Below are 26,661 nucleotides of genomic sequence, written 5' to 3' on the forward strand. Positions count from 1 at the left end.
AGTGTCAAGAGTTATGCGCAAATTAGTTTGCAGTCAAAAACAGAAAGAAGTCAACCGGCAAAAGAGGCATCGTCACACGCCCCGTCTAAATGCTTCATGTTCATATACTTCTTGCTGCCCCACTGAGTGCCGGCCACATGACGCAGCCGGGCACAGACAAGCATGAGGGCAGAATTACCGTCTGGGAAAGCCCCCACCACGCGAGTGCGACGGCGGATCTCCCGGTTAAGACGTTCAATCACATTGTTGGTGCGGATGCGCGTCCAGTGCTCATAGGGGAAAGCAGTGTAAGCAAGTGTTTCCTCCAGCCCATCCTCTACCTTTTTCGCCGCCTCGGGCAGTTTCATTTCACGCAGAGCGGTCACTACGTCCCGCGCCTTCGCCTGGGCGGCGGCTCTGCTCTCTTGGGCATGGATTGCTTTGAGCATCTTGGCCACCAGCTTCCCCTTGGTGCGTGGGACGCAGGAAAACACGTTGCGGTAGAAGTGTACCACACACCGCTGGTATTTCGCGTCCGGGTACACCTCTCCCACAGCTTCCAGCATACCGAGGCATTTGTCTCCCACGATGAGCTGGACGCCCTCCAGACCCCGCCCTTTGAGCCACTGAAAGAAGCTGACCCAGCTAGCCTTGTCCTCTTTCATACCCTCGGCAGCGCCCAGCACCTCGCGGTAGCCGTCTTCGTTAACCGCAATGGCAACCAGTACGGCCACATTCTCATACTCTCCGCCCCAGTTGCGGCGCAGGTAGATGCCGTCTACATACACATACGGGTACTTACCGCCCTGTAAGGGGCGGTTGCGCCAGTCTTCAATGTGGACATAGGCTTTCTTGTTCAGTTCGCTGATGGTAGAGGGGGACACCTTGCTGCCCCACAGTGCCTCGGTGATGTCCTCCACGCGGCGCACAGATACTCCAGCCAGATACATTTCAATCAGCGCTTCCTCCACGCTGCTCTCCCGGCGGCGATACCGCTCGATGATGGCGGTTTCAAAGGTTGCTCCCTTTAAACGAGGGACGTTCAAGGTCACGTCGCCGGAGCTGGTGGTCAAGTTACGCTGGTAGTGACCGCTGCGGTAGGCCTGCCGCTCCTCGCTGCGCTCGTAGCGCGCCGCCTGGGTCAGTTTCTGCGCCTCCGCCTCCAACAGGCCGTTGAGGGTCTCCTCCACGCTCCCACGCACCAGTTCCCTGATTTCACCCTTGATTACTTCCTCATTTAGTTGTACAATTTTCTCGGACATAGTTTATTGTCTCCTTTCAGAATGGTGTGTCGTGACTTCATTCTACCAAAGACTGCAAACTATGTCTCTTTTTTTATCCCTTTTTCAATTTGCGCAACTTATTCTACCTTATCATGGCTTTTAAACGCTTCCGAAATATAAATAACCTTATTCATATCCTATCACACAAAATAAAAGAAGTCGACCACTTTACAGCAATCGGCTTCTTTTGACAATGTCTGCGGGGTATGGAAAATGTGAATTTGCATTTAACAAAAGGGGTTGAACGATTGTATTTAAACCTAACACCGCTTAAGAAAGGGCTACATTTTCAGTAAGCAAGCAGGTTCGTAATAGATCTTAATCGAATTCAGACTTAGGCACTTCATTAAAAAATTTTTGAATTATAGTATCTAACAAACGGTTTTCCCATGCCTGTTTCGTGTAACACTTCACCATTTCAGGGTTATCGGTCACAATACCGTCAACCTGACATCGCAAATTTTTCTGAATGGTTTCTTTTGAGTTGGCTGTCCATCCATATACTTTCTTTTTCTGCATATGCATGGTAGTAACCATTTCTCTCGTCATGGAAGTCGTTTCCACGCTGAACGCATCTATAAAATCAATAGAGTATTGGCCGGAAAAAATAAACGGCGTGATATAAACCGTTTCAATCTTCGGATTGATGGCATTCGCTTCTTTCAGGATCTCAAGATTCAACGAACCAATAAGGCACTGATTGAGTATATCATGTTTTTCAATAATATCAATTACCTGTTCAACTAAGTTTTTCTCATGGCCGGTCAACTTGAGTTCTATCATAACTCGAATATTGTCCTTTGCCCGCTGTAAAACAGCATCCAATGTCGGAATAGGTTCCCCAATGAATTCAGGAGAAAACCAGCTTCCGGCATCATATGTCTGCACCTCGGAATAGTCAACCTCCCACACCTTTTTGTTGTGCCCTGCGATACGGTTAAAGTTGTCATCGTGCAGTAGAATCAAGCTTCCGTCCCGTAGTTGCTGTACATCAATTTCAATCGTATCAATCCCCATGGAAATGGCATTATCCACCGCCGCCATTGTATTTTCCGGTGTAAATTTTGCGCCCCCACGGTGGGCGACGACTTCCGGATTTGAATAGGTTTGATATAAAACACTTCCGCCCAGTTCTGTTTCGCTGAATATAATCAGAACCAACGCGACAGACAGGATGATTGCTGCATTCTTTACATGGTGGATTAGATGGTGAATTCCATTCTTTGCCCTCGGGACACGAGCAGGCCGAATGTCCTCATGATACCGATGAAAAAGCGTGAGGAGCACAGAAAACAGCCAAATTGTAGTAAGCGTACTAAGGATTAGAATTACCACGGGGAAAGCACGCTTAAAGTTCAGGGTAAACATTGCTACGGCTTCTGCCGGGGACTCCACAAGCTTTGTGTAGACAACCAGTCCGAGAATGGCAAGAGAGAGCAGTGCCAGCATCACAGCTCCGAACACGAGAAATGCTCCTAGCAGATGGGCAATAGAGACGATTTTACGCTTTTTCAGAAGCGCCATGCCGTCTTTCCATGCCATTTTAATCGTCTTATTATGAAACAGCATGTAGGGAAGGATAAACAAAAACAATAGGCAGACAAGGGTGGCCGCCAGCACAACCACTACATAAATTGGAAGCAATAAAGAGTTTTGTGTGATAACCTCCATGATGAACTCAGGTATGCTCAACCACTGCAAAATATAGGGGGAAAACGGCAGGACAGTTAAGAGTATCATGACGGTGAAGCCCAAAAAGAATACTATATTTGATATATTCAACAGCTTTTTGCCATGCAATACAGTACGCTTTAACAATGTCAGGATGGAAAGCCGTTCCTGCTGCCACCCTGCTTCACAATAGGTATATAACGCTATTGTCTCAAAAATCACCGAAGCAGTAACAAGTACAATCATGCAGATACATAAAATAATAGCAATCGGGTTTGTCAAAACAAGATACAAATTCTCAGTTGATAAATAAGATACCTCTATTGATTTTAATGTTAGAGATAGCAAGTTGCTTATGATTGAATATATAGTGGAGTAGCAAAGGCCCTTGTACAAGATGTTAAACAATAGCAGTGTCGGCCAATTTTTAAACGAAATATCAAAGATGCTTTTTATAAACTGTTTCATAGTCACCCCTATACATTCTTGAGAAAGTAATACAAATTATGATAAAGGGTTTTCCAGATCTTGAATGGTATCCGCATTTCACAATACGGCTTTCTGATAATTGTCATCTATATTATACCACAAGGCGGTGCGGAGCGCCGCCCTCTTTGGCCCGGAACGTCCTTGACCGTTCCGGAGTGGTTCAATGTTCTCTCAGCCGTAAGCGGAAATCTCTGATTTCCGCTTACGGCGTGAGGTTATTATACCATAAATTTATGCTAGAAATCTTGATATGACTTTTTTTACTTAATCGTCTTTTCCCAACAGCTCATGAAATTCTCAAATTAGCATATCATTGTCGACTTTGTGCTTATCGAACACTTATCGTCATAATGCTACAAAAGCCCTTACGCAATGCGCATTGCGGGCTGTATGAATCTGCAAAGGGACTGTTTACGACCATCTGCCTTTATGCAATCAAAAGGCAGATGGAAGCAAGCAATTTTTTGTCTGAACAACAGACAAGGTTCATTTGACTTGTCTACCGCTGTAGAGTCTTTTGCAATTGTATGAGCGGACTTATCAAGACTTTAGACGTAGAAAACACCCGCTTTTCGATAAAAGTGTTCAAAAAACGGCTCTTGTTCACGAATATCAACCTGTGGTTTGGTGCATCTTTGCAGGATGTGATCTATAATAAGCATAAACGGGAGGGATTACATGGACAACACAAAAACGGGCTTTCTGATAAAGAAGTTGCGCAAAGAAAAAGGCATGACGCAAAAAGAGCTTGCCGATTTTCTTCATATTACAGACAGGGCAGTTTCCAAATGGGAACGCGGTTTATGTGCGCCGGATATATCACTGCTTGAACCGCTTGCAGAGATATTAGGCATATCTATTGCTGAATTGATCGAAGGTAAACGAGATATTCAGGATGATTATATTGAAAAAGTAGTAATGACCACCAAAAATATTATCGACTATTCCAGAGAAGAGATAACGCGCAAAGTCAAAATACTGAATAGAACGCACATAATTATAGCCATGGTTTGTTTTGTTGCTATTGCGGCGATATGTGTATTTGTTCTTTGGAGGGGTGGATATTGTTTTGTTATTGATAAAAGCATATCCCCAGATAGATCTACCAGCGTCGTTGTTTATGATAATCAGCTATCGTGGCGTAGATTTTCCCAAGAGGATGGACTCTCTCTGATAATAACGAAGAAGCCTAATAATATTGAAACGTTAATCACTTACGGCGATTGTACCTATGAGGGGCTTCGGTGGGCACCTGACGGTAAAAAATATGTTCTTTCTCTAAAATATGGAGACAGAGACTCTCTTGCTTTAGCGTGGATAGAAAAAAGCTCTGAGAGCAATTTATCTGCATATTTATCGACTGGCGTTGAGATGAATGAATTGGCAAAATATGGTCTGCAATACAATAGTGATTTAAGTCCAGAAATAAAATATCAGTTTTTACAGTGGGGGACTGATAGCGGGTCTATGCTCATTTATTATTCTTTCTTCGATGTTGAACAGGTACAGCATGACAGATATTTTTGGTACAACTGTGAAAAAGGTACCGTTTCCGCAACATTGGAGTTGAACCCGTAAACATCATAATAGTGTATAAAACAAGACCCGCTTTTCGATAAAAACGTTCGAAAAGCGGGTCTTGTTTGGATGGTGGGAGAGGATGGATTCGAACCATCGAAGTCAGTGACAACAGATTTACAGTCTGCCCCCTTTGGCCACTCGGGAACTCTCCCATGTCCAACGCAAGTGATACTATACCATGGACAACCTAGGTTGTCAAGCCCCCAACCGCAATTTTTTGCAGGCAGCCCCCGCTCCGACTGCGGGAATTTTTGAATTTTTCAGCTGTCCCGTTTAAATCCCTGCCGGAATCTGGTATACTACTAACGATACGGGGCAGGTACCCCTGGAATTCGAAAAGATTGGGCGGTTTAAACTATGTGCGGATTTTGCGGATTCACCGGAAACGTTCTCGACCGGGACGCCTATATTAAAGAAATGGCCCGGCTCATCACCCATCGGGGGCCGGATTCGGAAGGGTATTATCTGGACGACGGCATTGCCATGGGCTTTCGCCGTCTGAGCATTATCGACATTGAGGCGGCCAACCAGCCGCTGTACAACGAGGACAAGTCCCTGGTGCTGATGTTTAACGGGGAGATTTATAATTACCGCCAGCTGCGGGACGAACTGCTGGCCGCCGGCCATGTGTTTGTCACCGACGGTGACGGCGAGGTACTGGTTCACGGCTTCGAGGAATGGCGGGAGGAGCTGCTTCCCCGCCTGCGGGGCATGTTCGCCTTCGTGCTTTGGAACCCAGAGGAGGGCTCTGTATTCATCGCCCGGGACTATTTCGGCATCAAGCCGATGCACTACACCGTACTCGACGACGGGAGCCTGGTGTACGGCTCGGAAATCAAGTCCATTCTGGCCCATCCCGGCGTGGTTAAGGCGTTCAATCCGGCAGCGCTGGACAGCTACCTCTCCTTTCAGTACGCCGTCCCGCGGGAAACCTTTTTTAAAGGCATCTATTGTCTGCCGCCCGCCCATTATCTGTGGTTCAAAGACGGAACCGTGACGGAGCACCGGTACTGGGAGCCGGTGTTTGAGCCGGACGAATCCATGACCCTGGAGGAGGCGGTGGACAGCATCGACCGGGTGTTCACCGATTCCGTGGAGGCCCACCGGATAAGCGACGTGGAGGTGGGCTGCTTCCTGTCCGGCGGCGTGGATTCCAGCTACGTTGCCTCCTATTTCGGAGGGCAAAAGGCTTTTACCGTGGGCTTTGACAACGGGCAGCATTACAACGAAACGAATTACGCCGCCGAGCTGGCGGAAGAGGTGGGGATCGCGCATTATACCCATCTGATCAGCGAGGAGGAATACTGGGAGGCGCTGCCCAAGGTACAATACCATCTGGATCAGCCCCTGGCCGACCCGTCTTGCGTGGCTCTGTATTTCGTCTCCAAGCTGGCGGCCGAGCAGGTGAAGGTGGTGCTGTCCGGCGAGGGAGCGGACGAGCTGTTCGGCGGCTACCGGATTTACCACGAACCCTATTCCCTGGCGGGCTATCAGAAGCTGCCCCGCTGGCTGCGCCGGGCGGCCGCGGCGGTGGTGGGGGCCATCCCCTTCGACTTTAAGGGCAAATCATTCCTCATCCGCGGCTCCAAGACCTTGGAGGATCGGTTCATCGGCAACGCCAACATGTTCAGCCAGAAGGAAAAGGCCCGGCTGCTGCGGGATATTCCGGCCACCGAACCCACCGCCTACACGGCAGAGTATTACGAGCGGTGCCAGGGGCTGGACGACGTGTCCCGCATGCAGTATCTCGACATCAACCGCTGGATGGTGGGCGACATTCTGCTCAAGGCGGATCGGATGAGCATGGCCCATTCGCTGGAACTGCGGGTGCCCTTCCTGGACCGGGAGGTCTTTCAGGTGGCCTCCCGCATCCCGGTCAAACACCGCATCGGGGGCGGCACCACCAAATACGCCATGCGCCTGGCCGCCGAGAGGCACATGCCCAAGGCCTCGGCCAGCAAGCCCAAGCTGGGCTTTCCGGTGCCCATCCGCATCTGGCTGCGCAAGGAAGAGCATTACAACCGGGTCAAGGCGGCCTTTACCTCCGCCGACGCCCAGAGGTTTTTCCATACCGAGGAGCTTGTCCGCCTGCTCGATCAGCACGCTGCCGGGAAAAAGGACAACAGCCGCAAAATCTGGACCGTGTACATGTTTTTGGTGTGGTACGGCGTCTATTTTTCCGAGCAGGCGTAGCCTATCCCGCGCGCATATCCTCTCCCCGCCCCGCATATAGATGGGATATAGGAAGCGCCGGCGGATGGCCGGAGCGGCGGAGGGATGGAGCGGTATGTTTGTCTATTCGATCAAGACCTCAAAAAAGCAGATCCTGTCCATGCTGGTATGCGTGGTGATGCTCATCGCCATCTTGATTGTGGTCATTGCCTGGCCGGGAGGCGAAACCTCCGCCCAGACCTTCAGCCCGGTCGCCGCGGCGGACGATACCGAGCGGATCGGCTTTCTGCGGGATCTGGGCTACGAGGTGACGCCGCAGAGCGTGGAGGTGCGGGAAGTGCTGATTCCCGACGAATTCGACGAGGTGTTCACCCAGTACAACGACCTGCAGAAGACGGCGGGCATGGACCTGGAACCCTATCACGGCAAACGGGTGAAATGCTGGACCTACACGGTGCTCAACTACCCCGGAGAGGAGGGAGTGCTGGCCCACCTCTATATATATAAGGATAAGATTGTGGGCGGTGACGTTTCTTCCACGGCGCTGGACGGGTTCATGCACGGCCTGACCAAGCTGGGGAGCTGATTCTCTTTTCTTTTGCGCCGTCCCATGGTATACTGGAGGAAATCCCACAACGATTCTTCAGGGGCGGTGACGTATGGAACGGCTGGATAAGCTGCTGGCATCCCAGGGGCTGGGAACCCGCAGCGAGGTGCAAAAGCTGATACGCGGCGGCGGGGTGACGGTGGACGGCGCGGCGGTGCGGGATCCGAGCGCGAAGTGCGATCCCGAAAAGCAGGCCTTGACTGTCGGCGGCCGGCCGCTCGGTTATAAAAAGCACCTGTATGTCATGCTCAACAAGCCGGCGGGCATCCTGTGCGTGTCCCGGGATCCCAAAGCGGCGACGGTGGTGGATTTACTCCCCCCCGCCTTGAGGCGGCGGGGGATGTTCCCGGCGGGGCGGCTGGACAAGGACACCCACGGGCTGGTGCTTCTCACCGACGACGGCGATTACGCCCATCGGATGCTCTCCCCTAAAAAGGCGATTTTCAAGCGCTATCAGGCGGTGTTGGACGGGCCGGCGGACGATAGGCATGTGGCGCTGTTTCACGAAGGGACAAGCCTCGAGGACGGCACCCGCTGCCTGCCGGCAAAGTTGACCATTCTGCGGGCCGGCGACCGGCCGCTGGTGGAGGTAGAAATCTGCGAGGGCAAGTACCACCAGATAAAGCGGATGTTCGAGGCGGTAGGCCGCAAGGTCTTGTGGTTGAAGCGGTACGCCATCGGCGGGCTGGTTTTGGATCCTTCTCTGCCGGAGGAAAAATGTCGAGAACTGACCCCCGAGGAAACCGCTTCGGTCTTTTTTTAGGTGGTATTTTTTTGTGGATTTTGTCCTTAGATATTTTAGATAAAGCAGTTTTTAAAAGTTTGTGGATTAAAAGAATGGTTATATACGGGGAATTCTGATATAGTATAAACAGTAAGACTTGTTCATGAAAAGGGCTGGCTGCGCCGGTCCATGTAGAGTTATGGAGGTTTTGGTATGGCTAGTTTGTCCCTCAAAAGCATTTACAAGAAATATCCGGGTGGCGTCACGGCGGTTTCCGATTTCAATCTGGAAATCAAGGACAAGGAATTCATCATCATGGTCGGACCTTCCGGCTGCGGTAAATCCACCACCCTGCGTATGATCGCCGGTCTGGAAGAGATTTCCGACGGCGAGCTGTACATCGGCGACAAGCTGGTCAACGATGTGGCCCCCAAGGATCGCGATATCGCGATGGTGTTCCAGAACTACGCCCTGTATCCCCACATGACCGTGTTTGAGAACATGGCGTTCGGTCTGAAGCTCCGCAAGACCCCGAAGGATGAAATCAAGCGCCGCGTGGAAGAAGCCGCGCGTATTCTGGATATCGCCCACCTGCTCGACCGGAAGCCGAAGGCTCTGTCCGGCGGTCAGCGTCAGCGTGTCGCCCTGGGCCGTGCCATTGTGCGTGAGCCGAAGGTCTTCCTGCTCGACGAACCGCTGTCCAACCTGGACGCTAAGCTGCGTGCGCAGATGAGAACCGAGCTGTCCAAGCTGCATAAGAAGCTGGGCACCACCTTTATTTACGTTACCCATGACCAGACGGAAGCTATGACCATGGCTGACCGCATCGTGGTTATGAAGGACGGCTTTATCCAGCAGGTGGAGACTCCTCAGACCCTGTACGATTCGCCCTGCAATATGTTCGTCGCCGGCTTTATCGGCAGCCCGCAGATGAACTTCATCGAGTCCAAGCTGATCAAGAAGGACGGCAAGTTCTTCGTGGAGTTCGGCTCCGAGGATACCAAGACCACCCGCGGCAAGAAGTATCAGATTCCGCTGCCTGAGAATAAAAATGTCAAGGGCGTGCTGGAAGAGTATGTGGATAAAGAGCTCATCATGGGCATCCGTCCTGAGGACGTCCACGACGAACCCCGTCTGCTCGAAGAGTTCTCCGACTGCAAGGTGCAGGCGGAAGTGGAAGTCACCGAGTTGATGGGCGCCGAGACCTTCCTGTTCGTGAACGTGGAAGGCCACAGCTTCACCGCCCGCGTCGAGCCTACCACCACAGCCCGTCCTGGCGATACCATTGAGATCGCTTTGGAGAACACCAAGATTCACCTGTTCGACAAAGAGACCGAGCGCACCATCTGCAACTGAGTATAACCACACGGAATCCCCCGGCGGGCCTATGGCTCGCCGGGGGATTTTTGATGTTCACCGGATTTTCAACAAACCGACAACCGCCGCACACAAGCTGGCGGTATACTGAGAGCATCCTAAACAAGGAGGATCTCTCATGGGCTTTTTCCGCAAGCCGTTCGTATACGCGGGGCTATTCACCCTGTGCCTGCTGGCCTTCACCGCTTACGCACTGCTGGACGTCTTTGTTATCCCCCATCCCCTAAGCGCCGTATCGCCCGACGCGTCCCAAAAGGAAACGGGTGAGACGGCCGCTTCTCCAGCGGAATCGGGCGAAACATCCGAGGGGAACCCTACAGCCGCTGCGGTGATAACCGAGGACTCCTATACCGACGGGGCGGTATCCATCACCATGCAGACCCGGCGGGTGGAAAACACCACCGTGTATCTGGCGGATATCCGGCTGCAAAGCGCCGCCAGCCTGAAGACCGCGCTGGCCCATAGCACCTTCGGCACCAACGTCACCCAAAAGGTATCGGCCATGGCGGCGGCCAATCAGGCCATTCTGGCGGTGAACGGCGATTACTACGGCGCCAACTCCCGGGGATATGTCATCAAAAACGGCGTGCTTTACCGGGACACAGTACGCGCGGACAGCGAGAACGGCGATTTGGTCATCTACGCCGACGGCACCTGCGGCATCATCCGGGAAGCGGAAGTGACCGCCCAGGAACTGCTGGACAGCGGCGTTGTGCAGCTGTTCGCTTTCGGGCCGGTGCTGGTGCAGAACGGTGAGGTGGCGGTGACCGAGGGCGAGGAAGTGGGGAAAGCCATGTCGAGCAACCCCCGCACCGCCATCGGCTTCATCGACCCGCTGCATATCGTCTTAGCCGTATCCGACGGGCGCACCGCCGACAGCGTGGGGCTGACGCTGGCCGATCTGGCGCGGGTCATGCGGGAGGCGGGCTGCGCCACCGCCTACAACCTGGACGGCGGCGGTTCCTCCACCCTGTATTTCAACGGCCGGGTGCTGAACAACCCCACCACCAACGGCCGCACCATTTCCGAAAGGGCGGTGAGCGACATTGTATATATCGGGCGGGCATAAAAACAAGCGGCTGCTTCTCGCAGCCGCCGTCTATCTGCTGGTCACCCTGCTGTGCATCGCGTTTCATGGAATCTATGCCCGGTTTAGCTACGGGGAGGACTCCCCGTTTCTCGCTTGGATGTGGCTCCTCCCTCTGGCGGGAGGGATGGCGCCGTCTCTCGGGCTGCTGCTGGCAGCCCGGGCGGAGCGGCTGAACCGGTCCGCCTTCAACCTCTGGAACTCCGGCATCGCCGCGCTGATTTTCGGCTGTCTCGTCCGGGGCATTGTCAACGTATCCGGCCGCTTCACCGCCTACGATCGGGTATACTGGGCGACGGGCGGAGCCTTATTGCTGGCTGCTCTTTTGGCAGGGACGGCGGGCGGCCTGTTCCACACTACCGGTAAAGCCCCATAGCCCACTCCACCACAAAGACGCTCGCGGTGGAGGCCAGGGCCACCGGCAGCAGATTCAGCCGCAGATAGGCGAGGATGAGGGCCACCGCCATCCCCACTGCCGCCGACCAAGGGGTGGCCGTCGCCTCCAAAATCGCAGGGAAGGTCATGGCGCCCAGCACGGCGTAGGGCATGTAATACAGAAAGGACTGCAAGAACCGGCTCTCCACCCGGCGGCGCATCAGCGACAGGGGAAGCACCCGGGGAATATACGTCACCACGGCCATAACCAGGACGCCGAGGGCATAATACACAGGCGTGCTCACGAGGCGGCACCCCCTTGCGGCTCGACGTGGGGAAAGCGCCAGGCTCCCACCGCCGAAGCGGTCACCGCCGCGAGAATCAGCGCCCAGCCGGAGGGCACGGCGTTCAGGCCCGGCACGTAATGGAACAGGCAGGACAGCAGCACCGCCAGGGCCACCACCAGGGCCACCCGGGAGGAATCCCGCACGGTGGGAATAACGATGGCGATAAACATGGCGTACAGCGCCACGCCCAGCGCGGAAGTCAAGGAGGCAGGCAGCACGGCGCCGGCCAGCGCGCCGGCCAGCGTTCCGCCCACCCAGCCGGCATACGGCCCCAGGGCCAGGCCAGTGAAAAACCAGCCGGACAGGCGATTGCCCGGCTTCTGCATGGCGAGGAAAAAAATCTCATCCGTCACCCCGTTGGCCACCAGCAGCCGCTTGCCCAGGGACATCCCCTCCAACCGCTGAGACAGAGACAGGGACATGAGCATATAGCGGATATTGATAACGAACACCGTCACGCCGATTTCCGGCAGGGGGCCCCCGGCGGCCAGCAGGCCGGAACCGGCGGCTTGCCCGGCGGAGGTGAAGTTGGTCATGGAGATGGCCAGCACCAGATACCAGGGGAGCCCGCTGCCCACCGCGGTGACGGCGAAGGCAAAGGAAACGGGCACGTATCCCAGCAAAATCGGCAGCCCATAGCGCAGGCCCTGAACAAACAGGGCGCGGCGCGGCGTGGAATCGCTCATACGACAGGTCAGGCCTTTCATGGTGTCATGGTAAAACCCGCTTCCGAAAAGGGAAGCGGGTTTTTGTCGGTTTGCAGAGACTTATGCGCCGAGGTAGGCCTGCTTGACCTGTTCGTTGTCCAGCAGCCCGGCGGCGTCGCCTTCCAGATAGATGCCGCCCGTTTCCAGCACATAGGCGCGGTTGGAAATGGACAGCGCCATTTTGGCGTTTTGCTCCACCAGCAGCACGGTGGTGCCTTCTTTATTGACCTCGGTGATGCAGTTGAAAATTTCCTGCACCATGATGGGGGCCAGGCCCATGGACGGCTCGTCCAGCAGCAGCATTTTCGGCCGGGACATCAGGGCCCGCCCGATAGCCAGCATCTGCTGCTCGCCCCCCGATAGGGTGCCGGCCACCTGCTTGCGCCGCTCCTTCAGCCGGGGAAAGCGGACAAAAACCTTTTCCAGATCCTCCGCAATGGCGGTGCTCTCCTTGCCGGAACGGATGTAAGCGCCCATCTCCAGGTTTTCCTGCACCGTCAGGCTGCCGAAAATGCGGCGGCCCTCCGGCACCTGCGCCAAGCCCAGCGCGACAATCTTATGGGGTTCTGTCTTGAAAATGCTGGACTCCATGAAGGTGATGTCGCCGGTTTTGGAGCGCAGCAGGCCGGAAATGGTCTGCATGGTGGTGGTTTTTCCGGCGCCATTGGCCCCGATGAGGGAGACGATTTCCCCCTCTTCCACATGAAAGGACAAGCCCTTGAGCGCGTGGATGGCGCCGTAGTAGACGTTGATGTCGGTGACGTTAAGCATACGGCTTCCTCCTTAACCGCCCAGATAGGCCTTGATAACTTTTTCGTCGGAGCGGATTTCCTCCGGCGTGCCGCTGGCGATGAGAGTACCGTAGTCCAGCACATAAATCCGCTCGCACACACCCATGACCAGCGACATATCGTGCTCGATGAGCAGAATGCCCACGCCGAACATGTCCCGGATTTCCCGGATGGTTTCCATCAAATCGTGGGTTTCGGTGGGGTTCATGCCGGCGGCCGGCTCGTCGAGCAGGAGCAGCTTGGGCTTGGAGGCCAGGGCCCGCAGGATCTCCAGCTTGCGCTGCTGGCCGTAGGGCAGGTTGGCGGCCATTTGGTCCGCCGTGTCCTCCATGCCGAAAATCTGGAGAAGCTCCCGCGCTTTTCTCTCGACCTTTTTTTCTTCCTTCCAGTACCGGGGCAGGCGGAATATCCCCTCCGCCACCGTGTAGCGCATGTTTTGGTTCATGGCCACCTTGATGTTGTCCATCACGGTCATGTTTTTGAACAGCCGGATGTTCTGAAAGGTCCGGGCGATGCCTAAGCGGTTGATTTGATACGGCTTGCGGCCCAGGATGCTTTTGCCCTCGAAGCGGATGGCCCCCTTAGTGGGCGTATAGACGCCGGTCAGCAGGTTGAACACCGTGGTTTTTCCCGCGCCGTTGGGGCCGATCAACCCCACGATTTCCTTTTCATCCACCGTGATGTATACATCGTCCAGCGCCTGCAGGCCGCCGAAGGCGATACCTAAATCCTTGGTTTCCAATAGCGGCATGCGTTACGCCTCCCCTGTCGTTTTCTGCTTCGGATGCTTCAGCTTGTTCCACAGCTTCATGAACAGGCCGGGAACCGAAATTTCATACCGTCCTAGCAGACCGGAAGGCTTGAACAGCATCACCGCGATGAGAATGATCGAGTACAGCAGCATCCGGTATTCATCAAAGCCGCGCAGCATTTCCGGCAGCACGGTCAGCACCGTAGCGGAAATAATCGAGCCGGTGATGGAGCCCATGCCGCCGAGCACCACCATGATGAGGATTTCCACCGAGCGGTTGAAATCGAACTTGGCGGGATCGATAACCTGGATTTGGTTGGCGTAGAGCCCGCCGGCCACCCCGGCGATAAAAGCGGCCAGCACAAAGGCGAACAGCTTGTAGTACGTGGTGTTGACCCCCGCGGATTCGGCGGCGATCTCATCCTCCCGGATAGCGATGACCGCCCGGCCATGGCGGGACCGGCCAAAGGAGAAGTTGATCACGATCACCAGGACCATAATAATAAAGGCGTAAACGAACAGGCCGGCAGGGCTGGTGCGGCGGTTGTACAGGGTGGGGATGTCGCCCAAGCCCATGGCGCCGTTGGTGATGGGCTTGAGGAAATCGGCGTTGGCCAGCACCCGAATGATTTCCCCGAAGCCCAGGGTGATGATAGCCAGGTAATCCCCCCGCAGCCGCAGGGCCGGGATGCCGATGATTACGCCGAACAGGGCGGCCAGCAGGCCGGCCAGCACCAGGGAAATCGGGAAGGAAATCGGCAGGGCCATGCCGACGTTTTTGGTAAAGAGCGCGGAGGCGTAGGCCCCCACCAGCATGAAGCCGGCGTGGCCCAGCACCAGCTGGCCCAGGATACCGGTCACCAGGTTGAGGCTGACCGCCAGGATCACATTCACGCACACCAGGGTAATCAGAGTGGTGTACCGTCCGGTGAGCACCTTCCCGTCGATCAGGAGGTACAAGACAACGAACAGGACGACCGTGAGAAGAAGGTTGGTCAGATAGAACGCGCCGGTTCTTTTCTTTGTCAAACGTCCCATGCTCACACCTTCTCCTTTCTGTTTTTGCCCAGCAGGCCGGTGGGCTTGACCAGGAGAACCAGGATAAGAATCGCGAACACCACCGCATCGGTGATGGTCGTGCTGATATACGCCTTGGTCAGGCTCTCCACCACGCCCAGCACGTAGCCGCCCAGCATGGCGCCCGGAATGGAGCCGATGCCGCCCAGAACCGCGGCCACGAAGGCCTTCAACCCCAGCAGGTTGCCCATGTCGGGCTTAATCTGCGGGTAGGAGTTACAGTACAGAATGGCGCCCACCGCCGCCAGGGCGGAGCCGATGGCAAAGGTGAAGGCCACCACAGAATTGGTGTTGATGCCCATCAGCTTGGCCGCGCCGGTGTCCTCGGAGGTGGCCTGCATGGCCTTGCCGATTTTGGTCTTGCGGACCAGCAGCTGCAGCCCGACCATCAGCAGCACCGACACCACGATGTTGATCAGGGTGTCCGACGTCAAGGTGATGCCGCCGAAATCCACCGGCCGTGCGCCGAACAGGGTGGGCATGGTCTTGGGGTCGGGGGTAAAGAGCAGCATAAACAGATTCTGCAGGAAAATGCTGACCCCCAGGGCGGTAATCAGCAGGGAGATCCGCGCCGCGTTATGTACCAGCAGCCGGCGGTAGGCCACTCGCTGAATGATGAGCCCCGCCAGCGCACAGACCAGGATGGAGAAGGGAAGGGCCAGCCAAATGGGCAGTCCCGCCGTCGCCATGGCCAGGTAGACCATATAGCCGCCCACCATGATGATGTCGCCATGGGCAAAGTTTATCAGCTGTACGATGCCGTACACCATGCTGTATCCCAATGCCACCAGCGCGTATATACTGCCCAATCCCAGGCCGTTTAGCAACTGTGTGATAAAATTCATTGCCGCACCTTCCAACTTCCAATCATACTCGCCGCCCCTATACAACCGGAAAGGGGGTGCTGCAAAACAACAAATTTTGCAGCACCCCTGAAAAACCGCGGGCATAACGCGAGCGTTATGCCGGTGGGCACATGGAGCATGGTCCATATTTTGCGCCTTTGCAGACGCAAAACCGCGCTTTTTCTCGGTCTCTCGTATATTCGCATTGTGCAAAAGACCCTTCCGTTTGGCGGTTTCCTGCCGTTACTGCATCGAATAGCTTTCAATCACCTTATAGGCGCCGTTATCAAAGCTGGTGATAACCGCTTCCCGCACCGGGTTGCGCTGATCATCAAATTTCGTGGTGCCGGTCAGGCCCTTGTACTCGGTGGCCTTCAGCGCCTCGATGATTTTGTCCGAATCGGTGGAGCCGGCCTTATCGATGGCCGCGGCCATGATCTGCATGGAGTCGTAGCCCAGAACGGCGAACATGTTGGCTTCCTTGCCGTTTTTCTCTTTATACTTGGTCAAAAACGCCTGGAGATCCGGATCTGTGGAAGAAGCCGAATACTGGCTGCAGAAATAGGCGTTGTTCAGCAGCTTTTTGATATCGTCGGATTTCTTGGCCACCTCGCTGGCCACGCCGTCCCAGCCGTCGGCACCCAGCAGCTTGGAGGTGATGCCCTGCTGCTGAATCTGGTCGACAATCAGCGCCACGTCGCCGTAATACACGGGGATCAGCAGCACGTCGGGGTTTTTGCCCTTGATTTTGGTGAGCTGGGTCTTGAAGTCGGTGCTCTTGGAGGCATAGCCCTCCTTGTTGGTGACTTCCATGCCTTCCTTTTTGGCCGCTTCCTCAAAAGCATCGGCAATGCCGGTGGAATAAGGATCGCCGCTGTCGTACAGGATGGCGGCGGTCTTGGCGTTCAGCTTTTTGGCCGCGTAGTTGGCCATCAGCTGGCCCTGATACGGATCGATGAAGCAGGCGCGGAACACGTTTTTCCCGGCCTTGGTGATATCGGCGTCGGTGCCGGAGGGGGTCAGCATAGGCATATTGTCCGCCGCCGCCTTGGCCGCCACGGCCTTGCAGGGCTTGGAGGTTACGTCGCCGATGAGGGCCACGATTTCCTGATCCATCAGGGCGTTGTACGCATTGACCGCTTCGGTAGAATCGCCCTTCTCGTCGGTGACAATGTACTCGATTTTACGGCCGCCGAGAATGCCGCCCTTGGCATTGATGTCCTCCACAGCCATCTTCACCGCGTTGTTCACGGCGACGCCATACTGGGACACATCGCCGCTCAGAGGCGCCAGGCCGCCGATTTTGATTGTCTCCTTGCCGCCGTCTGCGCCCTCGTCCTGGGAGCAACCGGCCAACGGGATCGCCAGCATGGCTGCCGCCAAAACAAACGATAAAAGCTTCGTTTTTTTCATACAATACCCTCCAAATCTTCTGTTGCGCGCCGCCCCTCCGGCCGCGCGGCATCGGTTCTTTTATTATACGCGAAGAGACCGGGGGATTGCAAGAGCCAATTGGCGTTTTCAAGCGGCCGGCCTCATTTTTTGTATTATACCACAAAGCGGCGCGCGGAGCGCCGCCCTCCTTAGTCCGGAACGGCTTTGTCCGTTCCGGAGTGGTTCCATGTTCTCCCAGCCGTCGGAAATCTTGGATTTCCGCTTACGGCGTGAGGTTATTATACCGCACCATTCGCCGTTTTGCAAGGTGTATAGCGCAATTGTGCAATTTCCAGCGGCCCGCCTCCCCAGTTTGGAGGAAATTCCGGCAAAAAGGCCCCGGTTCCCTGCAGCCGCGGGATCCGGGGCCTGCGTGACGCCGTTTACCGGCAGGGCAGACGGACCGTGAAGGTGGTGCCGACGCCGACAGCGCTGTCCACCCTCACGTCGCCGCCGTAGAGGCTGACGATATGTTTGACGATGGACAGCCCAAGCCCGGTGCCTCCCAGCTCCCGGGAGCGGCCCTTGTCCACCCGGTAGAAGCGTTCAAAAATCCGCTCCAGGTGCTCCGGCGGAATACCGATGCCGGTGTCGTGCACCCGGATAACCGCCACCCCCCGCTCCACAGCGGCGGACAGGTTGACGGCCCCGCCGTCCCGGTTGTATTTCACGGCGTTTTCCATCAGGTTTTTGATCAGCTGATACAGCCGGCCGGACTGGGCGCAGACCTGGAGCCCCGGCTCGATGAAGGGATGCAGGGCGATGTTCCGGGCTTCCGCCTCGGGCCGCAGGGTGGCGATCACTCGATCCACCACCTCCTCCAGGGGGACGGGGACGACCTCCGCCTCGCCGCCGCCATGCTCGATGTCGGACAGCTGCAGCAAATCGTCGGTCAGCTTCTGCAGCCGCTCCGCCTCGATTTCGATGATTTCATAGAAGGACAGGGCGGTCTGCCGATCCCGCTCCTCCGATTTGAGCAGCTCGATATACCCGCGGATGGAGGTCAGCGGCGTCTTCAGCTCGTGGGTGACATTGGCCACAAACTCGCTGCGCATGATCTCCAGCTTACGCAGCCGGGTCACGTCGGAAATCACCGCCAGCGCTCCCCCGGAGGCGTCCCCCTCCACCCGGGCGGCGTAAATTTCCAGTATCCGCTCGGTCGGGGCCGCCAGGGTCAGGGTTTCGGTGAACGGCTTCTCCCCGGCCATCACCCTATCCAGCATGGCCTGCACAGCCAGATAATGGGTGCCGCAGTCGGCCAGGCGGCGGGAAACGCCGGCATAGGAGCCCAGCAGCTCCCGGGCCCGATCGGTCATCAGGGCGATGCGCCCCTGCCCGTCCACGGCCACGACCCCGTCGTTCATCCCCTGCAGGATGCCGGCGAGCTGGCTGTTGCTCTGCTCCAGCTTTTGATAGGCGGCGGCCAGCCGTTCCGACATGCGGTTAAAAGCGCCGGACAGCTCGCCCATTTCGTCCGGGGCGTTCTCCACCCGGACGGGGATGTCCCCCGCCGAGATGGATCGGGCGGCTTTGGTCAGCTCCTGCAGCGGTTCCACCACCCGGCCGGCGGAATAATTGGCACTGAACAGCGCCACAATCAGCCCCATGAAGATGCCGATGGCCGCGCAGCCCCACAGCATCAGCGGCACATTGCCGAACTGGGTCAGCGGCAGGGCGGTGCGGTAAATCATCGTCTCTCCGCTGCCGGCGGTCACCTTCCGGGCCACGTACATCTGCCGCTCGCCGGTGGTCTCGCTTCTCCGGATATCCCGGCCGGCTCCCGTGGCCAGGGCGTGAGAAACCTCCGGCCGCTCGCTGTGATTGCCCATCCGGGCGGGATCGGCCATGCTGTCCCCCAGCACGGCGCCGTCCAGCCCGATGACTGAAAACCGCAGCCCCTCCGCCCGGCTGCCGACTCGCTCGGCCAGCGCCTGATAGCCGTCCGCCGTCGCATAGCCCTCGGCCAGGGACAGGGCGGTTTCCAGTCTCTGCTGGGTTTCATCGGTATAAATCTGCTCCATCAGCGGCACGGCGAACAGGAAAGCGATGACCAGTCCCACGGCGATGGACAGGGTGGCGGCCCGGAAAAACCGCTTGCGCATGCCAATTTCCCTCCTTCAAACAAACAGGCCCCCGGGCGCAGTGCGTCGGGGGCGGGGCATCAAGATTCTTCCTCGGCGAAGCGGTAGCCGACGCCCCGCACCGTGAGAATCCGTTTGGGGTGATCCGGTTCGTCCTCCAGCTTCTGCCGCAGATACCGGACATGCACGTCCACCGTCCGGGTGTCACCGAAAAAGTCCACCTTCCATACGGTGTCCAGCAGCATCTCCCGGGTGTAGACCCGTCCGGGGGTTTTCATCAGGGTGTACAGCAGATCGAACTCCCGCTGGGTCAGTTCCACCGGTTCCCCGTTCTTAAGAACATGGCGGCGGGACGCGTCGATGGAGATACCGCAGACGGTCAGCGTCTGGCTGTCCGGTGCGGCCAGGTATTCCTGCCGCCGGATGACGGCCCGCACCCGGGCGGCCAGCTCCTTGACGCTGAACGGCTTGGTGACGTAATCGTCCGCTCCCAGCTCCAGCCCAAGCACCCGATCCACCTCGTCGGCCCGGGCGGTCATCATGATAATCGGGATCGGCCGGGTGACCGAATTCTCCCGCATGGCGCGCAGCACCGCGAGACCGTCCTGCCCCGGCATCATCCAGTCCAGCAGCACGGCGTCGGGCTGCTTTTGCTGCACCGCGTGAAGCAGAACCGACCCGTCGGAAAATTCCGCCGTTTCGAAGCCGGCATCCTTCAGCCCGATGGCCGCCAGCCGCCGGATGTGGGGTTCATCGTCCACGATATAGACCAATGCCATAGGTTCGACCAGCCTTTCCATCGTCCGTCCCCGGGACGGACGCCCTTGTTTTTCCATTATACCGGCAATCATCGCCCTTGTCTACCGGTTACTTGCCGGCCTGGGTATCGTTGAGGTTGGGATGCACGCCGGTGTCGATGAAAATCGCCCATTCCGCGATATTGGTGGCGTGATCCGCCATGCGTTCGATATATTTGGCGATGAACATGAAATCCACATGCTCCGGCACGGCGGCGCTGTCCCGGGAAATCTGGCTGCACAACTCCAGCACCGTGGAGGAAAACAGGGCGTCGACTTCATCGTCCGCTTCGCAGATGGCCGCGGCCGCTCCGCTGTCCCGGCGGATATAGGCATCCACCGCCCCGGCGACCATTTCCCGGGCCTTCTCGAACATCTGAATCATCCGCGGGGAGGTATTCATGACCGATATTCCCGCCACCGTGGCGAGAATTTCGCAGATGTCCGCGCACTGGTCGGAAATCCGCTCCATGTCGGTAATGACCTTCAGGGTGGCGGTGATCACCCGCAGATCCCGGGCCAGGGGCTGCTGCAGGGCCAGCAGGTTCATACAGCTCTGCTCGATGCTTTTTTCCATGGTGTTGATCTCGACGTCCTTCTGAAAAATGCTCTTGGCCATGGCCACGTCCATATTTTTCAGGGTGCGGATGGTGCCCTGCATGATGCTGTCGATGCGCCGGCCCATCTCGGCCAGATCGGCGTTCAGCCGCGCCAGCTCCTCGTCGAATACATTTCTCGGCATGGGTTGAATCGTCCTTTCCTCTGTCAGCCGAACCGGCCGGTGATGTAATCCTCGGTGCGCTTGTCCCGGGGGGTGTTGAACATGGTCACGGTGTCGTCGAACTCCACCAGCTCGCCCATCAGAAAAAAGGCGGTTTTATCCGCGATGCGGCCGGCCTGCTGCATGTTGTGGGTGACGATGACCACCGTGTAGGATTTTTTCAGCTCCTGCATGAGATCCTCGACCTTCAGGGTGGAAATCGGGTCCAGAGCGGAGGTCGGCTCGTCCATGAGCAGGATGTCCGGCTCCACGGCCAAGGCCCTCGCGATGCACAGCCGCTGCTGCTGCCCGCCGGACATGCCCAGGGCCGAGCTTTTCAATCGATCCTTCACCTCATCCCACAGGGCCGCGCCCCGCAGGGATTTTTCCACCACCTCATCGAGCTGACGCTTATTCCGCACCCCGTGCACCCGGGGCCCGTAGGCGATGTTGTCGTAGATGCTCATGGGGAAGGGGTTGGGCTTCTGGAACACCATGCCCGCCCGCTTGCGCAGCAGGGTGACGTCGGTGCGGGGATCGTAGATGTCCTCCCCGTCGATGCTCACCTTGCCGGTGATCCGGCAGCCCGCCACCAGATCGTTCATCCGGTTGAGGGTTTTGATGCAGGTGGACTTGCCGCAGCCGGAGGGGCCGATGAACGCGGTGATTTGGTTCTCGGCAATATCCATGGTGATGCCCTTGAGCGCCTGGAAATCCCCGTAAAAGAGATGCAGGCTGTCCAGCGCGATTTTCGTTTTCATAGGCGGCTTATCCTTTCCTGAGTACCCGGGACAGAAGGCCTGCCAGCCGGTTGAGTATGAACACCAGAATCAGCAGCACCGCCGCCGTGGCGTAGGCTATCTGGAACGCCGCGGGATCGGTGGCCTCGGTGGCGGTTTGGTAGAGGTGAAGCGTCAGGGTGCGTCCGCTGCTCATCACGTGAGACAGCACGCCGTCCGGCATGTTGGTGGCGATGCCCGAGGTAAACAGCAGGGCGGCCGACTCGCCGACGATGCGGCCCATGCCCAGGATGACAGCCGTCAGGATGCCCGGCATGGCGCAGGGGAGCACCATGCCCAGCACCACCCGCGTCTTCCCCGCTCCCAGCGCCAGGGCGCCCTCCTTGTAGCTTTCGGGAACGGCCAGCAGGGATTCCTCGGTGGTACGCACGATGGTGGGCAGGATGCAGATGGTCATGGTCAGACAGCCGGCCAGTATCGAGTAACCCATGCCCATCATCACGCAGAACACCGTGTAGCCGAACAGGCCGAACACGATGGAGGGCACGCCGGAGAGCACCTCCGTGGTGAAGCGGATGGTTTTCACCAGCTTGCCCTGCCGGGCGTACTGGGTCAGATAGATGGCGGAGGCGATGCCGATGGGGGTGACGATGAGCAGGGTGATCACCACGATATACAAGGTGTTGATGATCATGGGCAGAATCCCGTTTCGCCCCTCGTCCAGCGCCGAAAAGGAGGTAGACAGGAAGGACCAGGAGATGTGAGGCACGCCCTTGACCAGAATGTATCCGATAATGCCCACCAGGATACAGACCGTCAGCGCCGCCGCCAGATAGATGCAGAAGGCCAGCGCCTTGTCGCCCGGCCGGCGCGTTTTGCGGTACAGGGACAGCGTCCCGCCTGTCTCACTCTTTGCCATCGATTTTCACCCCCCGCCTGGAAACTATGGTAAAGGAAATGTTGACGATCATAATAAAGACAAACAGCACCAGACCGATGCTGAAAAGCGCCTGCCGGTGCAGGCCGGAGGAATAGCCCATCTCCAGCACGATGCCGGTGGTCAGAGGGCGCACGGTGCCCAAAAGCTTGGGGAAATTCGCCATGTTTCCGCAGACCATGACCACCGCCATGGCCTCGCCGATGGCGCGGCCCACCCCGAGGATCACCCCGGCCAGGATACCCGATTTCGCCGCCGGCACCATCACCTTGAAAATGGTGCCGATATGGGTGTTGCCGAGGGCCAGGGACGCCTCTTTATACGCGACCGGCACGGCCCGCAGGGCGGTTTCCGACACGCTGATGATGGTGGGAAGCACCATCACCGCCAGGATGAGAATCATGGCCAGCAGGCTGTCCCCCACCGTGCCGGGAAAAACGCGGCGCAGGAAAGGCACCAGCACCATCATACCGAAAAAGCCGTAGATGACCGACGGAATGCCGGCCAGCAGCTCAATGGCCGGACGCACCAGATTGGCCAGCCGGCGGGGCGCCAGCTCGGCCAGGAACACGGCGGTCAGCAGGCCGATGGGCACCCCGATAACAATCGCGCCGAACATCCCGGCGAAGGAGGCCAGGATCATGTGCCAGATGCCGTATTTGCCGGATCCGGGGCTCCATTCGGTGCCGAACAGGAAATTCCCCAGCCCGATTTCCCCGATGGCCGGCGCGCCCACGGTGATCATGTAGATGGTGATGATGGCCACCGACCCCACCGACATGCAGGCGAACACCAGAAACACCGATTCGGCCAGCTTTTCCCCGCCTTTTGTCCACATGGCCAGCATGGCGGCCAGGATCCCCGCCCCCAGCTGGACGGCCAGGGGGAAGTGAAAGCCGATATGAATGCTGCCCACCCCGATATCCACGAACTGGCTGGACATGGCGTTAATCGACATCATGGCCGTCAGGGCGCACAGGGCGACGAGGATGTAGCAGACCGCCGCCGCCACCGGCTTGCGCAGCCATATCAGAACGCCCCCTGCCGCCGCCAGCAGCAGAGGCAGCACAGCCGCCGCCTTGGTGATCAGGGACATGGAGACCGCCGTGCCTTTCACGGTCATGAAGCTGGTGACCAGCTGCAGCGAGGTGAACTGGTAGGTCACCTTGCTGAGTTCAAAGGTCACATAGGGCAGGAAGAACAGCGCGATCAGCAGCGCCGAGACGCCCGCCAGCACGACAGCGCACACCCGGCGCTGCAGCAGCCGGCGGCGTCGGGCGTCCTCATTGCTCATCGCCTGCCGGACCGCAGGTTTTGGAATTGTCGCTTCCATACGTTTGACCATGCCTTTCCATCCGCCGCAAGTCCCGCCGCAGGGATTCCTCCCCGCGGCGAGACTTGCTGTCGGCGCTGTTATCGCCGTGCGTTTTTATTTCCAGAATTCCTGCGGAATCAGCTTATCCTTCTTCATGATGTTCTGGGCCTCGTCGGTCTGCAGGAACTGCAGATACGCCTGCACCAGCTCATTGTCGGTGTTTTTCAGATAGGCATGGACGAAGGGCCGCTGGAGTGCATAGGATTTGTCCGCGATATTGTCGTCGTTGATTTCCACGCCGCCGACCTTCAGGGCTTTGATTTCATCGCTGACCGCGGAGTAGGACACATAGCCGATGGCGTTCGCGTCGGACATGACCTTGGAGACCACCGCGCCGGTGCTGTTGAGAGTGACGTCATACTGGCAGGCGTCCTTGACCTTGACGATGTCCTCGAACCCGTCCCGGGTGCCGGAGCCGGATTCCCGGCCGATGACGCTGATGGCCGCATCCTTGCCGCCCACGTCCTTCCAGTTGGTGATCTCCTTCTTGAAGATTTTCGCCAGCTGCTCGGTGGTCAGGTCGGCAACCGCGTTGTCCTTGCCCACCACCACGGCGATGCCGTCCAGGGCGATGGTGATGGCCTCGTATTTGCCGTCCGCGTTCTCGCTGTCCTTGACGGCCCGGGACAGGTTGCCCACCTGGGCGGAGCCGTCGCCCAGCGCCGTGATGGCCGCGCCGGAGCCGCCGCCGTTGAGGACCACCTTCACACCGGAATTCTTCTTCATAAACGCTTCGTTCAGGGCGGTGCAGACATCGGTCATGGAGGTGGAGCCCGCCATGGTCAGGGTGCCGGTCAGCTTGGTTTCCGAAGAGCCGTCGGCTTTGGACGAGGTGGTGCCGCCGACCTCACCGGTACTGCATCCGGCGAACACCGTGGTGATCAGGGCGGCCGCAGCCACCGCGCCAAGAATCTTTTTCATCATCGTTCTCCTCCGTTGTTTGTCATTCCTTTAGTACGTCGTCATCTTACCGCCGCTATGTTAGGCGGATGTTAACCGAAATTTAGGTTTGCTTTAAAAAACGTAAAAAACACGCCTTCTACAGAAGTGTCTGTAAAAGGCGTGTTAACTATACCGATAAAAAAGAGGAAGAACCTTCTTATACCGCCAAGATTCCGTCCCGCCGGAAGGAATAGCCGAACCCTTCCAGCACGCTTTCCATCAGGGCGTGGCCCTTGGCGTTGGGATGGATGCCGTCGGCGCACAGCAGATCGCCGTAATCCCGCTCGGCCAAAAACGCGTCCCGCACGTCGGCCAGCGGGCAGCCGCATTCCTGCGCCACCCGCATGACGGCGGCGTTGTACCGCTCATGCCAGCGATAGATATGCTGCACATCTCCCAGCCAGCGCAGGATGCTGTCCCCCGACAGGCCGTTTCGGGTGAAGAAATCGAAATACCGCTGGGCGTGCAGGGGCGGCAGCGTCATCATCACCGGCTGCATCCCCTTCTGCCTGACCAGATCGATCATGTCCCGCAGCTGGGCGATAAACAGGGGCAGGGGCGTTTTCGGCTGATGGTCCTGCTCCGGATGGGCCGCCACCTGGGCCCAATCGTAATCGCAGTCGTTGCCCCCGAACTCGATAAGCGCCGCGTCGCAGGCCGCCTCCGGCCGCTGCAGATCCTTCTTGAGCAGCTGCAGCCCTTTGGTCACCGTGCATCCCATGCGGGAGCGGTTGAACAGCCGCAGCCCCAGCTTACGGGACGCTTTGTCCGCCCCATTTTCGCTGAGCAGCGTGTATTTCGATTTATTCTCGTCATACACGACGCCCTTCATCACACTGTCTCCCCATACGCCGATGGACTGAACGAGCTTCATACCGCTCCACAACCTTCCTGTCGAAAATCGCGTTAACAATTTATTAACATTATGTTATCTGGTTTATAAAACTAGTTTATTTCATTTTTGTCATTTTGTCAAGTGGTATTTTGCCGTCTTGCAAGGAATTTACAAATATGTTATACTTGAGTCATATTCTGGCCGTATGCGGAGCAAGCTGTATAGGCCGGTAAGCGGCCCCGCGGGGGATTCCCCCGGCCTTTAACCCTTTGAGAAAGGCAGAACGACAATGGACGAATCGATTCAAAAACTCAACGACTGGGTGGCCGCCGTTCACGATTTCGATCCCACGCCCTGGGAGCGGCTGCCGGAGCTGGATCTGTATATGGATCAGGTCATCACCCTGATGGGCAAACAGCTCGAGCTGTTCCAGGTGGGGGAAGAACGGCTGCTGACCTCCAGTATGATCAACAACTACGTCAAAGGCGGCGTGCTGCCCCGCCCCTCCCAGAAAAAATACTCCCGGGATCACCTGGCCATGCTAACCATGATCTGCATGCTCAAATCGGTATTATCTTTGCCGGAGATCCAGGAAACTATGCACGGACTCGATGCGGAAAACCGCGTGGAAACCCTGTATCCGGATTTTTCCGCTATGGAGCTGCGGGCCCTCGGCGGCGTGGTGGAACGCATCCGGGAGATGCCCGATCAGTCGGAGGAAAGCCTCTATCGCATGGCCATGGAGCTGGCGGTGGAGGCCAACGCCCGCCGCACCGCCGCGGCCCGTATCCTCAGCTGCCTCAAGCAGGAGGAGCCGAAGGAAACCAAAAAGGAAAAATCGAAAAAGGAAGCGGCCGAATAGCTGTCAAAGGATAATCCCCTTTCCTGCGGAAACAC

Annotated in this window: 25 protein-coding genes and 1 tRNA gene; 8 read left to right on the forward strand and 18 right to left on the reverse strand. The window is 57.3% G+C overall.

Annotation, left to right across the window (positions count from 1 at the left end; all coding sequences use genetic code 11):
• Positions 1 to 50 precede the first annotated feature (50 nt).
• Both ACSAMM_RS15175 and ACSAMM_RS15180 read right to left on the reverse strand, forming a co-directional pair.
• The gene (locus tag ACSAMM_RS15175; protein ID WP_457789050.1) at positions 51 to 1,241 is read right to left on the reverse strand and encodes an IS256 family transposase; all 1,191 of its coding nucleotides are present in this window, start codon (positions 1,239 to 1,241) and stop codon (positions 51 to 53) included.
• A 339-nt stretch (positions 1,242 to 1,580) separates the two neighbouring features.
• Positions 1,581 to 3,401, reverse strand: coding sequence for a glycerophosphodiester phosphodiesterase family protein (locus ACSAMM_RS15180; protein ID WP_457792210.1), 1,821 nt, complete (start codon positions 3,399 to 3,401; stop codon positions 1,581 to 1,583).
• Between the two features lie 699 nt (positions 3,402 to 4,100).
• Here ACSAMM_RS15180 and ACSAMM_RS15185 point away from each other — a divergent pair.
• The gene (locus ACSAMM_RS15185; RefSeq protein ID WP_457792211.1) at positions 4,101 to 5,000 is read left to right on the forward strand and encodes a helix-turn-helix domain-containing protein; all 900 of its coding nucleotides are present in this window, start codon (positions 4,101 to 4,103) and stop codon (positions 4,998 to 5,000) included.
• Between the two features lie 70 nt (positions 5,001 to 5,070).
• Here the strand turns inward: ACSAMM_RS15185 and ACSAMM_RS15190 are convergent.
• Positions 5,071 to 5,155: transfer RNA gene (locus ACSAMM_RS15190), tRNA-Tyr, on the reverse strand.
• A 205-nt stretch (positions 5,156 to 5,360) separates the two neighbouring features.
• Here ACSAMM_RS15190 and asnB point away from each other — a divergent pair.
• The 6 genes from asnB to ACSAMM_RS15220 all read left to right on the forward strand — a co-directional run bounded on the left by asnB (position 5,361) and on the right by ACSAMM_RS15220 (position 11,346).
• The gene (gene asnB / locus ACSAMM_RS15195) at positions 5,361 to 7,196 is read left to right on the forward strand and encodes an asparagine synthase (glutamine-hydrolyzing) (RefSeq protein ID WP_457792212.1); all 1,836 of its coding nucleotides are present in this window, start codon (positions 5,361 to 5,363) and stop codon (positions 7,194 to 7,196) included.
• 94 nt (positions 7,197 to 7,290) lie between these two features.
• Positions 7,291 to 7,761 carry a DUF4830 domain-containing protein gene (locus ACSAMM_RS15200; protein WP_178724171.1) on the forward strand — a complete coding sequence of 157 codons (471 nt, stop codon included), beginning with the start codon at positions 7,291 to 7,293 and terminating at the stop codon, positions 7,759 to 7,761.
• A gap of 73 nt (positions 7,762 to 7,834) precedes the next feature.
• Positions 7,835 to 8,545: a pseudouridine synthase gene (locus tag ACSAMM_RS15205; RefSeq protein ID WP_457792213.1), complete on the forward strand. Its 711-nt coding sequence runs from the start codon at positions 7,835 to 7,837 to the stop codon at positions 8,543 to 8,545.
• A gap of 174 nt (positions 8,546 to 8,719) precedes the next feature.
• On the forward strand, positions 8,720 to 9,862 hold the full coding sequence (locus tag ACSAMM_RS15210) for a sn-glycerol-3-phosphate ABC transporter ATP-binding protein UgpC (RefSeq protein WP_178724175.1): 1,143 nt from the start codon (positions 8,720 to 8,722) through the stop codon (positions 9,860 to 9,862).
• Positions 9,863 to 10,001: 139 nt separating this feature from the next.
• Positions 10,002 to 10,952, forward strand: a complete 951-nt coding sequence (locus ACSAMM_RS15215; protein WP_457792214.1) for a phosphodiester glycosidase family protein — start codon at positions 10,002 to 10,004, stop codon at positions 10,950 to 10,952.
• On the forward strand, positions 10,930 to 11,346 hold the full coding sequence (locus ACSAMM_RS15220; protein ID WP_457792216.1) for a hypothetical protein: 417 nt from the start codon (positions 10,930 to 10,932) through the stop codon (positions 11,344 to 11,346). Before ACSAMM_RS15215 ends, ACSAMM_RS15220 begins: the two co-directional genes overlap by 23 nt.
• Here ACSAMM_RS15220 and ACSAMM_RS15225 read toward each other — a convergent pair.
• From ACSAMM_RS15225 to ACSAMM_RS15295, 15 genes are all read right to left on the reverse strand, one after another.
• Positions 11,327 to 11,650 (reverse strand): AzlD domain-containing protein, encoded by a 324-nt coding sequence (locus ACSAMM_RS15225; protein ID WP_457792218.1) that lies wholly within the window; start codon positions 11,648 to 11,650, stop codon positions 11,327 to 11,329. The two genes, ACSAMM_RS15220 and ACSAMM_RS15225, sit on opposite strands and share 20 nt — an antisense overlap.
• Positions 11,647 to 12,378, reverse strand: coding sequence for an AzlC family ABC transporter permease (locus ACSAMM_RS15230; RefSeq protein WP_178724181.1), 732 nt, complete (start codon positions 12,376 to 12,378; stop codon positions 11,647 to 11,649). The genes ACSAMM_RS15225 and ACSAMM_RS15230 overlap by 4 nt, the downstream gene beginning before the upstream one ends.
• A gap of 81 nt (positions 12,379 to 12,459) precedes the next feature.
• Positions 12,460 to 13,170, reverse strand: a complete 711-nt coding sequence (locus ACSAMM_RS15235) for an ATP-binding cassette domain-containing protein (RefSeq protein ID WP_178724183.1) — start codon at positions 13,168 to 13,170, stop codon at positions 12,460 to 12,462.
• Between the two features lie 12 nt (positions 13,171 to 13,182).
• Positions 13,183 to 13,941, reverse strand: coding sequence for an ABC transporter ATP-binding protein (locus ACSAMM_RS15240; RefSeq protein ID WP_457792220.1), 759 nt, complete (start codon positions 13,939 to 13,941; stop codon positions 13,183 to 13,185).
• Positions 13,942 to 13,944: 3 nt separating this feature from the next.
• Positions 13,945 to 14,979, reverse strand: a complete 1,035-nt coding sequence (locus ACSAMM_RS15245) for a branched-chain amino acid ABC transporter permease (RefSeq protein ID WP_178724187.1) — start codon at positions 14,977 to 14,979, stop codon at positions 13,945 to 13,947.
• A 2-nt stretch (positions 14,980 to 14,981) separates the two neighbouring features.
• On the reverse strand, positions 14,982 to 15,863 hold the full coding sequence (locus ACSAMM_RS15250) for a branched-chain amino acid ABC transporter permease (protein ID WP_178724189.1): 882 nt from the start codon (positions 15,861 to 15,863) through the stop codon (positions 14,982 to 14,984).
• Positions 15,864 to 16,106: 243 nt separating this feature from the next.
• Positions 16,107 to 17,276 carry an ABC transporter substrate-binding protein gene (locus ACSAMM_RS15255; protein WP_178724191.1) on the reverse strand — a complete coding sequence of 390 codons (1,170 nt, stop codon included), beginning with the start codon at positions 17,274 to 17,276 and terminating at the stop codon, positions 16,107 to 16,109.
• Positions 17,277 to 17,680: 404 nt separating this feature from the next.
• Positions 17,681 to 19,399 (reverse strand): ATP-binding protein, encoded by a 1,719-nt coding sequence (locus tag ACSAMM_RS15260; protein WP_457792222.1) that lies wholly within the window; start codon positions 19,397 to 19,399, stop codon positions 17,681 to 17,683.
• A gap of 59 nt (positions 19,400 to 19,458) precedes the next feature.
• Complete coding sequence (locus ACSAMM_RS15265) at positions 19,459 to 20,157, reverse strand: winged helix-turn-helix domain-containing protein (RefSeq protein WP_178724194.1); 699 nt, start codon at positions 20,155 to 20,157, stop codon at positions 19,459 to 19,461.
• Positions 20,158 to 20,245: 88 nt separating this feature from the next.
• Positions 20,246 to 20,917 carry a phosphate signaling complex protein PhoU gene (phoU, locus tag ACSAMM_RS15270; protein ID WP_178724197.1) on the reverse strand — a complete coding sequence of 224 codons (672 nt, stop codon included), beginning with the start codon at positions 20,915 to 20,917 and terminating at the stop codon, positions 20,246 to 20,248.
• 23 nt (positions 20,918 to 20,940) lie between these two features.
• On the reverse strand, positions 20,941 to 21,696 hold the full coding sequence (gene pstB / locus ACSAMM_RS15275; RefSeq protein WP_457792224.1) for a phosphate ABC transporter ATP-binding protein PstB: 756 nt from the start codon (positions 21,694 to 21,696) through the stop codon (positions 20,941 to 20,943).
• A 7-nt stretch (positions 21,697 to 21,703) separates the two neighbouring features.
• Positions 21,704 to 22,594 carry a phosphate ABC transporter permease PstA gene (gene pstA, locus ACSAMM_RS15280; protein WP_178724201.1) on the reverse strand — a complete coding sequence of 297 codons (891 nt, stop codon included), beginning with the start codon at positions 22,592 to 22,594 and terminating at the stop codon, positions 21,704 to 21,706.
• Entirely contained in the window at positions 22,581 to 23,945 is a 1,365-nt protein-coding gene (pstC, locus tag ACSAMM_RS15285) for a phosphate ABC transporter permease subunit PstC (RefSeq protein ID WP_457792226.1), read from the reverse strand. The genes pstA and pstC overlap by 14 nt, the downstream gene beginning before the upstream one ends.
• A gap of 96 nt (positions 23,946 to 24,041) precedes the next feature.
• Positions 24,042 to 24,908: a phosphate ABC transporter substrate-binding protein gene (locus ACSAMM_RS15290; protein ID WP_457792227.1), complete on the reverse strand. Its 867-nt coding sequence runs from the start codon at positions 24,906 to 24,908 to the stop codon at positions 24,042 to 24,044.
• A gap of 178 nt (positions 24,909 to 25,086) precedes the next feature.
• Entirely contained in the window at positions 25,087 to 25,803 is a 717-nt protein-coding gene (locus ACSAMM_RS15295; protein WP_178724203.1) for a GDSL-type esterase/lipase family protein, read from the reverse strand.
• 250 nt (positions 25,804 to 26,053) lie between these two features.
• On the opposite strand from ACSAMM_RS15295, the gene ACSAMM_RS15300 reads away from it, so the two are divergent.
• On the forward strand, positions 26,054 to 26,626 hold the full coding sequence (locus ACSAMM_RS15300) for a DUF1836 domain-containing protein (protein ID WP_178724205.1): 573 nt from the start codon (positions 26,054 to 26,056) through the stop codon (positions 26,624 to 26,626).
• Positions 26,627 to 26,661: the final 35 nt, after the last annotated feature.

The organism is Anaeromassilibacillus sp. SJQ-5, assembly GCF_054108045.1.

Bases quoted from the DNA above. Each gene is read 5' to 3' on its own strand.
- ACSAMM_RS15175 (WP_457789050.1), bottom strand. From the start codon at position 1,241: ATGTCCGAGAAAATTGTACAACTAAATGAGGAAGTAATCAAGGGTGAA.
- ACSAMM_RS15180 (WP_457792210.1), bottom strand. From the start codon at position 3,401: ATGAAACAGTTTATAAAAAGCATCTTTGATATTTCGTTTAAAAATTGG.
- ACSAMM_RS15185 (WP_457792211.1), top strand. From the start codon at position 4,101: ATGGACAACACAAAAACGGGCTTTCTGATAAAGAAGTTGCGCAAAGAA.
- asnB (WP_457792212.1), top strand. From the start codon at position 5,361: ATGTGCGGATTTTGCGGATTCACCGGAAACGTTCTCGACCGGGACGCC.
- ACSAMM_RS15200 (WP_178724171.1), top strand. From the start codon at position 7,291: ATGTTTGTCTATTCGATCAAGACCTCAAAAAAGCAGATCCTGTCCATG.
- ACSAMM_RS15205 (WP_457792213.1), top strand. From the start codon at position 7,835: ATGGAACGGCTGGATAAGCTGCTGGCATCCCAGGGGCTGGGAACCCGC.
- ACSAMM_RS15210 (WP_178724175.1), top strand. From the start codon at position 8,720: ATGGCTAGTTTGTCCCTCAAAAGCATTTACAAGAAATATCCGGGTGGC.
- ACSAMM_RS15215 (WP_457792214.1), top strand. From the start codon at position 10,002: ATGGGCTTTTTCCGCAAGCCGTTCGTATACGCGGGGCTATTCACCCTG.
- ACSAMM_RS15230 (WP_178724181.1), bottom strand. From the start codon at position 12,378: ATGAGCGATTCCACGCCGCGCCGCGCCCTGTTTGTTCAGGGCCTGCGC.
- ACSAMM_RS15235 (WP_178724183.1), bottom strand. From the start codon at position 13,170: ATGCTTAACGTCACCGACATCAACGTCTACTACGGCGCCATCCACGCG.
- ACSAMM_RS15240 (WP_457792220.1), bottom strand. From the start codon at position 13,941: ATGCCGCTATTGGAAACCAAGGATTTAGGTATCGCCTTCGGCGGCCTG.
- ACSAMM_RS15245 (WP_178724187.1), bottom strand. From the start codon at position 14,979: ATGGGACGTTTGACAAAGAAAAGAACCGGCGCGTTCTATCTGACCAAC.
- ACSAMM_RS15250 (WP_178724189.1), bottom strand. From the start codon at position 15,863: ATGAATTTTATCACACAGTTGCTAAACGGCCTGGGATTGGGCAGTATA.
- ACSAMM_RS15255 (WP_178724191.1), bottom strand. From the start codon at position 17,276: ATGAAAAAAACGAAGCTTTTATCGTTTGTTTTGGCGGCAGCCATGCTG.
- ACSAMM_RS15260 (WP_457792222.1), bottom strand. From the start codon at position 19,399: ATGCGCAAGCGGTTTTTCCGGGCCGCCACCCTGTCCATCGCCGTGGGA.
- ACSAMM_RS15265 (WP_178724194.1), bottom strand. From the start codon at position 20,157: ATGGCATTGGTCTATATCGTGGACGATGAACCCCACATCCGGCGGCTG.
- phoU (WP_178724197.1), bottom strand. From the start codon at position 20,917: ATGCCGAGAAATGTATTCGACGAGGAGCTGGCGCGGCTGAACGCCGAT.
- pstB (WP_457792224.1), bottom strand. From the start codon at position 21,696: ATGAAAACGAAAATCGCGCTGGACAGCCTGCATCTCTTTTACGGGGAT.
- pstA (WP_178724201.1), bottom strand. From the start codon at position 22,594: ATGGCAAAGAGTGAGACAGGCGGGACGCTGTCCCTGTACCGCAAAACG.
- pstC (WP_457792226.1), bottom strand. From the start codon at position 23,945: ATGGAAGCGACAATTCCAAAACCTGCGGTCCGGCAGGCGATGAGCAAT.
- ACSAMM_RS15290 (WP_457792227.1), bottom strand. From the start codon at position 24,908: ATGAAAAAGATTCTTGGCGCGGTGGCTGCGGCCGCCCTGATCACCACG.
- ACSAMM_RS15295 (WP_178724203.1), bottom strand. From the start codon at position 25,803: ATGAAGCTCGTTCAGTCCATCGGCGTATGGGGAGACAGTGTGATGAAG.
- ACSAMM_RS15300 (WP_178724205.1), top strand. From the start codon at position 26,054: ATGGACGAATCGATTCAAAAACTCAACGACTGGGTGGCCGCCGTTCAC.